At 74.2% G+C, this 12,943-nt stretch carries 9 protein-coding genes; 6 read left to right on the top strand and 3 right to left on the bottom strand.

All coding sequences use genetic code 11. The features are described 5' to 3' along the window. The first annotated feature begins 167 nt into the window (after nt 1-167). The 3 genes from ACQPW6_RS26820 to ACQPW6_RS26810 all read left to right on the top strand — a co-directional run bounded on the left by ACQPW6_RS26820 (nt 168) and on the right by ACQPW6_RS26810 (nt 6,310). Nucleotides 168-4,097 carry a Pls/PosA family non-ribosomal peptide synthetase gene (locus ACQPW6_RS26820; protein ID WP_433892240.1) on the top strand — a complete coding sequence of 1,310 codons (3,930 nt, stop codon included), beginning with the start codon at nt 168-170 and terminating at the stop codon, nt 4,095-4,097. 199 nt (nt 4,098-4,296) lie between these two features. Next, complete coding sequence (locus ACQPW6_RS26815; protein ID WP_433892239.1) at nt 4,297-5,685, top strand: M1 family metallopeptidase; 1,389 nt, start codon at nt 4,297-4,299, stop codon at nt 5,683-5,685. Between the two features lie 175 nt (nt 5,686-5,860). After that, on the top strand, nt 5,861-6,310 hold the full coding sequence (locus ACQPW6_RS26810; RefSeq protein WP_433892238.1) for an RICIN domain-containing protein: 450 nt from the start codon (nt 5,861-5,863) through the stop codon (nt 6,308-6,310). A gap of 64 nt (nt 6,311-6,374) precedes the next feature. Here the strand turns inward: ACQPW6_RS26810 and ACQPW6_RS26805 are convergent, their stop codons facing one another. Beyond that, entirely contained in the window at nt 6,375-6,974 is a 600-nt protein-coding gene (locus tag ACQPW6_RS26805; RefSeq protein ID WP_433892237.1) for a TetR/AcrR family transcriptional regulator, read from the bottom strand. Nucleotides 6,975-7,072: 98 nt separating this feature from the next. On the opposite strand from ACQPW6_RS26805, the gene ACQPW6_RS26800 reads away from it, so the two are divergent. Continuing rightward, nucleotides 7,073-8,248 carry an epoxide hydrolase family protein gene (locus ACQPW6_RS26800; RefSeq protein WP_433892236.1) on the top strand — a complete coding sequence of 392 codons (1,176 nt, stop codon included), beginning with the start codon at nt 7,073-7,075 and terminating at the stop codon, nt 8,246-8,248. A gap of 133 nt (nt 8,249-8,381) precedes the next feature. Next, on the top strand, nt 8,382-9,452 hold the full coding sequence (locus tag ACQPW6_RS26795) for a DUF6183 family protein (protein ID WP_433892235.1): 1,071 nt from the start codon (nt 8,382-8,384) through the stop codon (nt 9,450-9,452). 379 nt (nt 9,453-9,831) lie between these two features. Here ACQPW6_RS26795 and ACQPW6_RS26790 read toward each other — a convergent pair whose 3' ends face one another. Further along, nucleotides 9,832-10,320 (bottom strand): GNAT family N-acetyltransferase, encoded by a 489-nt coding sequence (locus ACQPW6_RS26790; RefSeq protein WP_433892234.1) that lies wholly within the window; start codon nt 10,318-10,320, stop codon nt 9,832-9,834. Nucleotides 10,321-10,351: 31 nt separating this feature from the next. After that, a complete protein-coding gene (locus ACQPW6_RS26785) occupies nt 10,352-11,203 on the bottom strand; it encodes a TetR/AcrR family transcriptional regulator (RefSeq protein ID WP_433892233.1) in 852 nt (283 codons plus the stop codon). Nucleotides 11,204-11,304: 101 nt separating this feature from the next. Between ACQPW6_RS26785 and ACQPW6_RS26780 the strand changes: the two genes are divergently transcribed. Next, nucleotides 11,305-12,864: an MFS transporter gene (locus tag ACQPW6_RS26780; RefSeq protein WP_433892232.1), complete on the top strand. Its 1,560-nt coding sequence runs from the start codon at nt 11,305-11,307 to the stop codon at nt 12,862-12,864. Nucleotides 12,865-12,943 lie beyond the last annotated feature (79 nt).

The raw sequence follows: 12,943 nt of genomic DNA, 5'->3' as shown, positions 1-12,943 counted from the left end.
AGCGCCGGTGGGCCGCAGCCGCCGGGAGGCGGAATCGACGCGGCGACCTTAATATTGGTCGGCTTGTCGTGCTTTGGTACCGACTGGTGGCGCCCCCCGGGCTCAACACCACCGTTTCGGGGCCGGAGGCCGAGCCCCGCCGCGGGGCGCCAGGGACTGAGGAGCGCATGGATCTGACGGTGCAGAGCGACCCGATGTGGGGCGCGGAACTGCTGGTGGACGGGCTCGGTGCAGTCGAACGGCCCAACCTGCCGGACGCACGCTTCACCGGGCGGCCGGCGGCCGCCCCGCGCACGCTGCTTGACGTGCTCGAAGCCACCGCGCTGGCCCACCCGCACGAGCCCGCGCTGGACGACGGCCGCACCTCGTTGACGTACCGCGCCCTGACCGCCGAGGTCGACACGCTGCGCAGGCGGCTGGCCGCGGCCGGGATCGGGAAGGGCGACCGGGTCGGCATCCGGGTGCCCTCGGGCACCAACGACCTGTACGTGAGCATTCTGGCCACCCTCGCGGCGGGAGCCGCCTACGTCCCGGTGGACGCCGAGGACCCCGACGAGCGCGCCGAGCTGGTGTTCGGCGAGGCCGCCGTCGCCGCCGTCCTGACCGCGGACCGGGCGCTGACCGTCACCGGCGAACGCGGCACAGCAAGCGTCCCGTCCCGCCCCACCCCCGCCGACGACGCCTGGATCATCTTCACCTCGGGCTCCACCGGCCGCCCCAAGGGCGTCGCGGTCACCCACCGCAACGCCGCCGCCTTCGTGGACGCCGAGGCCGCGCTGTTCCTGCAGGACGAGCCGATCGGCCCCGGCGACCGGGTGATGGCCAGCCTGTCGGTGGCGTTCGACGCGTCCTGCGAGGAGATGTGGCTCGCGTGGCGCAGCGGCGCCTGCCTGGTGCCGGTGCCCCGCTCGCAGGTGCGCGGCGGCAGCGACCTCGGCCCGTGGCTGGCCGAGCAGGAGATCACCGTCGTGTCCACCGTGCCGACGCTCGCCGCGCTGTGGCCGGCCGAGGCCCTGAACGAGGTGCGGCTGCTGATCTTCGGCGGCGAGGCGTGCCCGCCGGAGCTGGTCGAGCGGCTGGTCACCGAGGGCCGCGAGGTCTGGAACACCTACGGCCCGACCGAGGCCACCGTCGTGGCCTGCGCCGCGCTGCTCACCGGTGACAGCCCGGTGCGGATCGGCCTGCCGCTGGACGGCTGGGAGCTGGCCGTCGTGGACGAGGCCGGCGAGCCGGTCCCGATGGGCGGCAGCGGCCAGCTGATCATCGGCGGCGTCGGCCTGGCCCGGTACCTGGACGACGCCAAGGACGCCGAGAAGTACGCGCCGCTGGAGTCGCTGGGCTGGCCGCGCGCCTACCGCAGCGGCGACCTCGTCCAGGCCGAGCCCGAGGGCCTGCTCTTCCTCGGCCGCGCCGACGAGCAGGTCAAGCTCGGCGGCCGGCGGATCGAACTGGGCGAGGTCGACGCCGCGCTCCAGGCGCTGCCCGGCGTGTCCGGCGCCGCCGCGGCCGTCCGCACGACCCGCCGCGGCAACCAGCTGCTGGTCGGCTACGTGGTGCCGGGCGAGGGCTGGGACCGGGCCGCCGCCGTCGAGCAGCTGTCGGCGCGGCTGCCCGCCGCGCTGGTGCCGCTGCTGGCGACCGTCGAGGACCTGCCCACCAGGACGTCCGGCAAGGTGGACCGGGCCGCGCTGCCCTGGCCGCTGCCGGAGTCCGCGGGGCCCGCCCCGGGCGAGGAGCCGGCCGAGGAGCTGCGCGGCACCGAGGCGTGGGTGGCCGAGCAGTGGACCGAGGTGCTCGGGGTGCCGGTGCTGCACGCCCGGGACGACTTCTTCGCGATCGGCGGCGGCAGCCTGGCCGCCGCCCAGCTCACCACGCTGCTGCGGACCCGTTTCCCGTCGGTGGCCGTCGTCGACCTCTACCAGGCGCCGACCGTGCGCAAGCTGGCCCGGCACCTGGACCGCTCGGTGCACGACGAACGCCCGCCGCGGACGATCGCACCGGTGCCGGCCCGCGCCAAGGCCGTACAGCTGCTCGCGCTGCTGCCGCTGTACGCGCTGGTCGGGCTGCGCTGGACGACCGGCCTGCTGGCCTTCGGCGACGTCCTGTCCTGGACCGGGCACTACCCGTGGGCGCCGACGGCCTCGTGGTGGCTGGTCGGGGCCGCCGCCGTCCTGCTGCTGAGCCCGCCCGGGCGGCTGGCGCTGGCCGCGTCCGGGGCCCGGCTGCTGCTGCGCGACCTGACGCCGGGCAGCTACCCGCGCGGCGGAAGCGTCCACCTGCGGCTGTGGGCGGCCGAGCGGCTGGCCGAGGCCACCGGCGCCACCGCCCTGTCCGGGGCGTGGCTGATCCGCTACGGCCGGGCGCTGGGCGCGCGGATCGGCCCCGACGTGGACCTGCACTCGCTGCCGCCCGTCACCGGCATGCTCAAGCTCGGCCGGGGCTGCGCGGTCGAGGCCGAGGTCGACCTGTGCGGCTACTGGCTGGACGGCGACCGGCTTGAGGTCGGCCCGGTGAAGGTCGGCTCCGGCGCGGTGGTCGGCACCCGCAGCACCCTGCTCCCCGGGGCCCGGATAGGGAAACGCGCCCAGATCACGGCGGGCTCGACGGTCACGGGCCAGGTGCCCACCGGCCAGAGCTGGGCCGGCGCGCCCGCCGTCAAGGTCGGCCGGGCCGAACGGCACTGGCCCAAGCAGCGCCCCGCCCGCCGGGCCCGCTGGGGGGCGGCGTACGGGGCCAGCGCCTTGGGCCTGACGCTGCTGCCGGTGGCCGCCGCGCTCGCCGCCCTGTCGGTGGCCGGCTGCCTGGTGCCGACGGGCAGCGGCCTGGGCGCCGCGCTGCGCGGCGCGTTCATCGCCCTGGTGCCGGCCACGCTAGCCTTCGGGCTGGTCTACGCGGCGCTGCTGCTGGCCGCCGTCCGGCTGCTCAGCCTGCGGCTGCGCCCCGGGTGGCACCCGCTGCACAGCCGGGTCGGCTGGCAGTCCTGGACGGTGATCCAGCTGATGGACACCGCGCGCGACAAGCTGTTCCCGCTGTACGCGGGCCTCATCACGCCGGTGTGGCTGCGCGCGCTCGGCATGAAGGTCGGCAGCGGCGCGGAGGTCTCCACGGTGCTGGCGATGCCCAGCCTCACCACCGTCGGGGACGGCGCCTTCCTCGCCGACGACGTGCTGGTCGCCCCCTACCAGCTGGGCGGCGGCTGGCTGCGGATCGGCGCGGCCGAGATCGGCGAGCGCGCGTTCCTCGGCAACTCGGGCATGACGGCGCCGGGCCGGGCCGTGCCGGACCGCGGTCTGGTGGGGGTGCTGTCGTCCACGCCGAAGAAGGCCAAGGAGGGCCGCTCCTACCTGGGCATGCCGCCGGTGCGGCTGCCGAGGGCGGCGGACGACGGGGACCAGAGCCTGACGTACGCGCCGCCGGCCCGGCTGGTGTGGGCGCGCGGACTGGTGGAGGTGTGCCGGCTGGTGCCGGTGCTGGCGTCCGCCGCGCTGGCCGTGGCGGTGCTGGGCGTGCTGGCATGGCTCGCGCGGGGTGGGGTTCTGGCGCCCGCGCTGCTGGCCGGTCCTGTGCTGCTGGGCGCGGGCGGGGTCGCCGCGGTGGTGTCGATCGCCGCGAAGTGGCTGCTGGTGGGGCGGTTCCGGGTGGTGGAGCGCCCGCTGTGGAGCGGCTTCGTGTGGCGCAACGAGCTCGCCGACACGTTCGTGGAGGTGCTGGCCGTGCCGTGGCTGGTCGGGGCGGTGCCCGGCACGCCGGTGATGAACCTGTGGCTGCGCGGGCTCGGCGCGCGGATCGGCCGGGGCGTGTGGTGCGAGAGCTACTGGCTGCCGGAGGCGGACCTGGTGACGTTGGAGGACGGGGTCAGCGTGAACCGCGGCTGCGTGCTCCAGACCCACCTGTTCCACGACCGGATCATGCGCATGGATACGGTGGTGCTCCGCACGGGTGCCACGCTCGGGCCTGGCGGCATCGTACTGCCGGGCAGCGAGATCGGCGCGCGCAGCACGCTGGGGCCGGCGTCACTGGTGATGGCGGCGGAGTCCATCCCGGCGGACAGCCGGTGGCTGGGCAATCCGGCCGAGGTGTGGCTTGACGAGGGATGAGGGGCGGGTTTCGGGGGCACGGGGCCGGGAGGTGCCGGGCTCGGGGGCGCAGGGTTCCGGGGCAGCGGGCTCCGGGGCTGCGGACGCCGGGGCGCAGGGTTCCGGGGCAGCGGGCTCCGGGGCGCAGGTGTCGCCGGGGCGGTCCGGCCGGCCGGTGCAAGGGAGTTCCGTCCCGCGAACGCAAGGGAGTGCACGAGAGTTGAGCTCGAAGCGAGCAGCCGCGCCGGAGGCGGACCCGTACTTCCCCGCGCACGGCGACACCCGGTACCGGGTGCACCGCTACGAACTGGCCCTCGACTACCGGCCCGCGTCCAACCGGCTGCGCGGCACCGCCCGGATCAGCGCGGTCGCCGCGCAGGCGGCGCTGCGTGAATTCGCCCTCGACCTGGCCGACTTCCGCCTCCAGCGGGTCGTCGTGGACGGCCGCCCCGCGCACTACACGCACCGGGCCGGACGGTTGCGGGTCCGGCCCGCGAAGACGGTGGAGGCGGGCGCCGCGTTCACCGTCGAGGTGCACTACACCGGCAACCCGCAGCCGGTCAGCAGCCCGTGGGGCGGCCTGGGCTGGGAGGAGCTGACCGACGGCGCGCTGGTGGCGAGCCAGCCGGTCGGGGCGCCGTCGTGGTACCCGTGCAACGACCGCCCGGCGGACAAGGCGTCCTACCAGGTGTCGGTGGCGGTCCCGTCTGAGTACACGGTGGTGGTCGGCGGCCGGCTGCTGTCCAGGACGACCAGGGGCAGCAGCACCACCTGGGTCTACGAGCAGGCCGCGCCCACGTCCAGCTACCTGGTGACCGTCTCGATCGGCCGCTACCAGGCCGTCCGGCTGGCGGGCGGCGGCTCGGTGTTCGCGGCGCGCCGCCCGGTGCCGCAGACCGGCTGGGTGCCGGCCCGGCTGCGCACCGAGTTCGCCATCGACTTCGTGCACCAGACCCGCATGATGGACTTCTTCGAGGACGTCTTCGGGCCGTATCCGTTCGGCGAGTACGCGGTGGTGGTCGCCGACGAGGAGCTCGACGTGCCGGTGGAGGCGCAGGGCGCGGCCACGTTCGGCGCCAACCACCTGGGCGGGCACCGCCGTTCGGAGCGGCTGGTCGCGCACGAGCTGGCGCACCAGTGGTTCGGCAACAGCCTGTCGATCGGCGACTGGCGGCACATCTGGCTGAACGAGGGCTTCGCCAAGTACGCGGAGTGGCTGTGGTCCGAGCACTCCGGCGGCCCGTCCGCCGCCGCACACGCCGCCGACGTCCACGCCCAACTCTCCCGGCTCCCGCAGGACTTGCGGCTGGCCGACCCCGGCCGACGGCTGATGTTCGACGACCGCCTCTACCAGCGCGGCGCCTTGGCGGTGCACGCGCTGCGCCGCGCCCTGGGCGAGGGCGCGTTCTTCCGGATGCTCAAGGGCTGGACGGCCATAAACCGGCACGGCGTGGTGACCACGGCCGCGCTTGAGGCGCACGCGCAGCGGTACACCTCCCGGCCGCTGGACGGCCTCTTCCACGCCTGGGTCCACCAGGCGGCCCTGCCGGAACTCCCGGCGCCGCCCGGGCCTCCCGCGTCTCCCACGCCTTCCGCTTCGGCGGACTGACGGGGCTCTGGCGCGGGTTCGCGCGGTGCGCCAGACTGTGGCGGGCGTTGCGTTGTCATGCGCACGTTCACTTCTAGCGGCGGCCGGGCGCGGCCGGACGGGGGCTCTCATGGTGGTGCGGAGGATGGGGTGGCGGAGGCCGGCGTGGCGGAGGATGGCGTGGCGGAGGATGGCCGTGATCGCCGCGGCTGCCGGGATGGTGATCGGGCTGACCACCGTCACACCGGCGAACGCCGCGGCGGCGAGGACGGGGTTCGAGGCCATGCCGGAGAAGCTCGACAAGTGCCTGGACTACCGGGCGGACACCGGACCGTACATCACCAAGTGCAACTTCGGCGACTACCAGGCCTGGTACTGGGACGACGGCATCGCGTACACCGCGCTGCACCAGAAAGCCACCGGGCTCTGCCTGACGGCACGGAACGGGCTCCTCGCGATGAAGCCCTGCCTGGCCAGTGACGCGGCGGCGTTCTGGCGGGTGCAGCAGGGCGTCGACGGGGTCTCGGTGATCAAGAACTCGGTGACGGGCACCTGTCTGGCCAGGAACCTCAGCGACCTCGTGCAGTTGTCGACGTGCACGGGTGGGGACTCGCAGCAGTGGGAGATCGTCTACATCGACATGTAGCCGTCCAGGCCCTGCCGCCGGGTCCCGCCGCCAGGCCCCCGCCGCCAGGCCTCGCCGGGATCGCCTATCCTCGTCCGCCCGCGAGGGCGGTGGCCCGCGGCTCGGGGACGCCGAGGATGAGCAGGCTGGTGACGGTTGCGGCGCGGGCGTCGACGGCCGGGTCGGACAGGGCGTTGTCCGCGATGGAGAACACGGCGGCGTAGGCGACCTGGCTGAGAATGCCCGCGGGCAGGTGGCGGCCGAACTCCCCGCGCTCCTGGCCTCGTTGGACGAGGTCGGCGAGGGTCTTGTCGACCGGTTGCAGGACGGCGTGGATCTCGTCGCCGTACTCGCCGCGGCGGAGCGCCAGCAGCACGCGGTAGCGGCGCGCCAACGGCCATACGTGGGCGATGAAGTCGACCCACACCGCGTCGGCCGCCCGCTGCGGGGCGTCGGCCTCGGCGAGCACGGCCGCCATCTCGTCCACGGCGCGTTGCGTGAGGGTCCGGACCAGGTCGGTGCGGGTGGGGAAGTGGCCGTAGACGGTGCGGCGGACCACGCCGGCGGCGGCGGCGACGTCGCCCATCCCGGCGTCCGGGTTCTGCCCCAGGACGTCGAGCGCCACGTCGAGGATGCGGCTCCGGGTCTCGTTCATGGCGCGGGCCCGGGCGGATTCGGTCGGCACCGCTCCATCATTGCACACTGCTGTGCAATGGAGTACGTTGCACACCAGTGTGCAATGGCTTGCCGCACCGCGAAGCGACTACCCCGGAGACCAAGGCAATGACCGCATCGACGCCCGCGCCCTCACTTTCGCCCTCGCCCCTCGTCCGCCCGTTCACCGTCGCGGTCCCCGACTCCGAGATCGAGGACCTGAAGCAGCGGCTTGCCCGGACCCGATGGCCGAGTCCGGAGACCGTTCCCGACTGGTCGCAGGGCGTCCGCCTGGAGAACGCCAAGGCGCTGATCGACTACTGGGGGCGGGAATACGACTGGCGCCGGTTCGAGGCGGAGCTCAACCGGTTCCCGCAGTTCCTGACGGAGATCGACGGGCTCGACATCCACTTCATCCATGTCAGGTCCGGGAATCCGGGTGCGATGCCGCTCATCCTCACGCACGGGTGGCCGGGCTCGATCGTCGAGTTCCTGAAACTGATCGGCCCGCTGACCGACCCGGTGGCGTTCGGCGGGAACGTCGAGGACTCGTTCGACGTCGTCGTCCCGTCGCTGCCCGGATTCGGGTTCAGCGGGAAGCCGGCCGGTACGGGGTGGAACGTTTCCCGTGTCGCGGGCGCGTGGGCCGAACTCATGAAACGCCTCGGCTACGAGAAGTGGGCCGCCCAGGGCGGCGATTGGGGCGCCGTCGTCACCACCGCCCTCGGCGCGATGCGGCCCGAGGGCCTGCTCGGGATCCACCTGAACTCCCCGTACGCCTTCCCCGCCCGGATACCCGAGACGCTCTCGCCCGAAGAGCGCTACGCCATGGAGACCCTCGCCCTCTACACCGGCGAACTCGGCGGATCCAACCACCTCCAGGGCACGAAGCCCGAGACCGTCGGAATCGCCCTGGCGGACTCCCCGGCCGGCCAGGCGGCCTGGATCTACGAGAAGTTCCAGTCCAAGACGGACAACGCCGGCCTCGCCGAACAGGCCCTCAGCACCGACGACATGCTCGACGCCATCTCGCTCTACTGGTTCACCAACAGCGCGGCCTCGTCCGCCCGCATCTACTGGGAGAACAAGTCGGCGAGCCCGGCCGGCCCGAAGCTGGCGCTGCCGGTCGCCGTGACGGTGTTCCCCCGCGACATCCCGCGCCTGCCGCGAAGCTGGATCGAGGACACGTACGCCGACCTGATCCACTACGGCGAGTCCGAGAAGGGCGGCCACTTCGCGGCTTTCGAGCAGCCCGAGATCCTGACCGGCGAGATCCGTGCGGGGTTGCGGAGCCTGCGCGCCTGAGGAGCCCGCACGCCCTGCCGCCAGGGCGAGGGCCCCGCCGCGGAAATCCCGGCGGCGCCGGCGGCTTGGGCGGCTTCCGGCTTCGGCGGCGTAGCCTCGGGCGAACGTGGAATTCGGGGGACGGGGGGACGGCGTGGTTGAAGGGTGGGCGGCGGACGGGGACGCCGGGCGGATCGCGGATCTGGTCGGGACGATCCTGGAGGAGCAGGATCAGCTCAGGGATCGCGGCCGGATGCTCGACGAGCAACTGGGCTACGCGCTGCGGGTGTTGGCCCTGACGCCGGGCCGGCACTTCATGCAGCAGCTGCTCCGGGCCCAACCGCCGTCCCCCCGGGCCCCGTTGCTCGCCTCGATGATCGCGCACGCGCAGCCCCTGGAACACGCGCTGTGGGTGCTCGGCCAGGGCGACGACAAGGCGAACGACGTCCTGGGCGGCTGCCTCTTCCACGAGTTGCTGCTGCGCGGCACCGACCCGAAGGTGCTGGGCAATGCCTACCGGCGCAGCATGCCGTCCTGGCTCTCGCCGGACGACCTGAGCTGGCTGCCGCGGACGCTCAGCGAGTTGGAGCACGCCGAGCACTTCCCGTCCTACACGTACCGCACGGGTGCCGGCGCCGGGTTCGGCGCGGCCCGGGACATGACGGCCCCGTTCCCGGTCAACGCCGAGGCCCGCCGCGCGGGCGCCGCCCACGCGGTCCGCCAGACAGGTTCCGCCGACCGCACGGCCCTGCTCACCGGCCCGCCGGCGAAGGGCGGTTGGATCAACCACGAGGGCCGCTCGTTCGTCGCGGACGCCCCGATCCCGCAGGAGGCCGTCCCCGGCGTACTCGCCGCTCTCCCCCTGGACTGCCTGGAAGGGCTGGAAACCCAGGGCGATCCCCCGCAGTTCGAGGTCTCCGAGAGCTCGGCGTCCGAGGTGTGGTCGATCCTGTACGACATCGGAGCGGGCGGTGGCGTGGGCACGAACGGCCTGCTCGCGGCGTACGGCCGCCTCGCGGCCTGGAAATCCCTCTGCGTCCTCTCCGGAACGAACCGCTACGCGACCTGCGCCCAGGTGGAGCAACAGGCCCGCGCCTGCACGTGGTTCCGTTTCGAGACGAACGCGGAGTGGTTCTGCAACGATCTGATGAGCGATGTCGGAATCGCCGCCCTGACCCCAGACGCCCGCACCTTGACGGTCCTCGCGGCCACGGACACGGATTAGTCGCTGGGCGCTGACCCATTCCCGACCAGCCACCCGACGCCCCACGCCACCACCGGCCCGGTGTGGGCTGAGCCCGCAGTCTCCCGCGCCAGAGAAGCGCCCCGCAGGGGCGCGGGGAACTGCGCGACCAGCCACGGACGGGCTGCACGTCACCACCGGCGGGAAGGGGCAACCCCTGTTGTTTCCCGACCACCGGCCGGTGGCGGGTTGCTCGCGCCGTTCCCCGCGCCCCTAACGGGGCGCTCCCGGCCGGGAGGCCATCGCTCGCCGCCAGCCGGGCCCCAAAGGGGCGCGGGGGACTGCGCGACCAGCCACGACGGCGGCGCGGCCGGTCACCGGGGCGAGGGGGCAACCCCCGTGTTCCCCCGGCCGCCGGCGGCTAGAGGTCGCGTTGGAACCACAGTCCCGGCTTGCCCCCGAGGCTCGCCGGGTCCGCCGGGCCGATCGGAGTGAAGCCGGCCTTCGTCAGGACTTTTTGGGACGCCACGTTCCCCTCCGACGCCCCCGCGCGCAGCGCGCGCAGGCCGTGGCGCGTGGACGCCAACCCGCACAACTCCCGCACCGTGGCGGTCGCCACACCCTTGCCCGTCGCGTGCTCGGCCACCCGGTAGCCGAGTTCCGCCATGCCGTCCTCGAGGTCGAGAAGATTGAAGCGGCCGATCACCGAGCCGTCCTCCGCCACGAGGACGTAGAACGCGCAGATGCCCGCCGCCTGTTCGGCCAGCAACGCGCCGAGCCGCTCGTCGAAGTGGGCGAAGTAGTCGTCGCCGCGGTCGGTGATGAAACGGGCGAAGTAGGCGCGGTTGGCCGTCTCGAACGCGAGGACCGCCGGGACGTGGTCGGGCCGCAGCTGCTGCAACTCAGGCATCGGCCCAGCCTACTCACGTGACCCTCGGCGCTCAGGTGCGGCGGTGCGCCCGCAGGATCAGGTCGGCGGTCTCGGCGGCGATGCGAGCGTACTCAGCCTCGGGCAGCGGCTGGGTGCCGTGCAGCGTGCGGACCCGGCCCTCGGTGGCCAGCAGCAGGACGAACTGGCGGGCGGCGCGGGCGGGTTCAGGTACGTCGAGATCGCCGGCCGCGTCCCGGTCGGCGAGGTAGCCGGCGATGTCGTCAATCGTCTGCCGGGACGCGTTGTCCCGCCAGAGGCGCTGGAGTTCGGGGTGCCGGGCCAGTTCCGCGATCGTCATCCGGTGCAGCGCGGCGGCGTCCGGCGCGAGGACGGCCCGCAGGACGCGCACGCCCGCGGCGGTCAGGTCCGCGCGGGGGTCGCCGGTGGACGGCAGCGGGCTCGGCCACGCCTCGGGGGTGTCGCCGAGCAGGCCGGCGGACGTCTGAGCCGCCTGGGCCGCCGCCAGGAACAGCTTCTCCTTGTCGCCGAAGTGCGCGTAGACGGTCTGCTTGCCGACCCCGGCGGTGGCCGCGACGGTGTCCACGCTGGCGCCCGCGAAGCCCTCGCGGAGGAAGACGGTGAGGGCGGCGCGCAGGATCGCGTCCCGCTTGGCCGGGGAGCGGCGCCGCGGGGAGGCCGCGGGCCCGGGGCCGCCGGTGGCCCCGACCCCGCCCTCCTCATCGCCGTGGATCGCCCGTCCCGCGCGCCCGGCCCCGCCCGCCCCGGCACCGTCCGCGCCGCCCGCCCCGCTCGCGCCGGCACCGCCCGCCCCGTCCGCCCCGCCCGCGCCGACGTCGGATCCCGCGCTTTCGCCGCGCTCGGCATTCTGGGCGGGCGCGGCGCCGTTCGTGGTCTCGGCCATGGTCCCGATGCTACCCCGGTTGCGAGACGGAACTGTTCCGTCTAGTTTGAAGCGTGTCGAGACTAGACGGTCTAGTCTCGTATCAGCGCCGAGGAGTCCCCATGCCGGAGACCGATCCCGTACCGCCGCCCGCCGGCGAACGAGAGCCGTCCGCGATGACCTGGTGGCCGGCATCGGCCCCGCCCGTACCGGCGCCCGCCTCAAGACCCGGCACCGTCACGCCGTCGGTACCGCCACCCCGGTCGGAGCCCCCCGCTCGCGGGCGAGCCCTCGCCGTCGCCGTCGTCATGCTCGCCGTCGCGATGGACCTGGTCGACACCTCGGCCGTCAACGTCGCCCTCCCCTCCCTCCAGGCGGGCTTCTCGCTGAGCGCCGCCGGCGTGCAGTGGCTGGTCGCCGGGTACGCGCTGCCGTTCGCCGTGCTGCTCATCACCGGCGGCAGGCTCGGTGACGTCATCGGCTACAAACGCGCCTTCATGGGCGGCACTTGCGGCTTCTTCGCCATGTCGCTGGCCTGCGCGCTCGCGCCCGACGCGCGGGTGCTGATCGCCGCCCGCGTGCTCCAGGGGGCCGCCGCCGCGCTGATGGTGCCGCAGGCCACCTCACTTCTCCAGTTGATGTACGCGCCGGCCGAACGGGCCCGGGTCATGGGGCTGTTCGGCGCGGTCGCCGGGCTCGCGGCGGCGTTCGGGCCGCTCGTCGGCGGCTCCCTGCTGCGGGCCGGGCTGCCCGGCGCGGACTGGCGGCCGATCTTCCTGCTCAACGTCCCGATCTGCCTCGTCGCGCTCGCGGCGGGTGCCGCGCTGCTGCCGTCGGGCGGGTCCGCCACCCCGACCCGGCTCGATCCGCGCGGCACCGTACTGGCCGTCGGCGGCCTGACCCTGCTCGTCCTGCCGCTGGTGCAAGGGCCGTCCCTGCACTGGCCGTTGTGGTGCGCGGTCTCGCTCGCCGCCGCCGTACCCGTCCTGGCCCTCTTCGTCCGCGACCAGCGCGCGCGGGGCGGCCGGCCGGGCACGACCCTGGTGGACACCGGGCTGTTCCAGCAACGTTCCTTCCGCGCAGGGCTGTTGCTGAGCCTGCTGGTGGAGGCCGTGATGGCCGGGCTGATGATGACCACCACGCTGGCGCTCCAAGAGGGCCTGGGGCTGGGCCCGTTGGCCGCCGCGCTGACGTCGCTGCCGATGATCGCCGGCATGGTGCTCGGCGTCGCGGCCCTCGCCGACACCCTCATCCCCCGGCTCGGCCGGCACGTCATCACGCTCGGCTGCGGGCTGCTCGGCGCCGGACTGGCCTGCTCCGCCTGGGTGTTCCAGCACTACGGCGACCACACGCACGCGTGGCAGCTCGCCCCCGCCCTGCTCGTCACCGGCACCGGCCTCGGCGCGATCATGGGCCCGCTGTTCGCCGTCACGCTCCAGCACGTGGACCCGGCGCAGGCCGGCTCGGCGTCCGGCGTACTGGAGTCCGTCGAGCAACTGGGCGGCGTGCTGGGCGTGGTGACGATCGGCACCGTCTTCCTCCACCGGGCCGCCGGGCACGGCGAGATCCCGGCGTACGGGTGGGGAGCCGGCGCGGCGCTGGCCGTCCTGGCGCTGACGGTCGCGGCGATCCCGGCGCTGCCCCGGCACTTCAGGACCGAGGACGAACTCGGTTTGCAGTGACGGAGGCGCAGCCCGGACCTGGTAGTCGGGCCTACGCGGCCGCGCGCCACCACCTCCTCGCCGTCGGACGGCATCACCG

The organism is Streptomyces sp. CA-111067 (genome assembly GCF_050956065.1).
In the GTDB taxonomy this organism is placed as follows: Bacteria; Actinomycetota; Actinomycetes; order Streptomycetales; family Streptomycetaceae; genus Actinacidiphila.
This window is presented reverse-complemented; position numbering and strand designations above follow the sequence as displayed.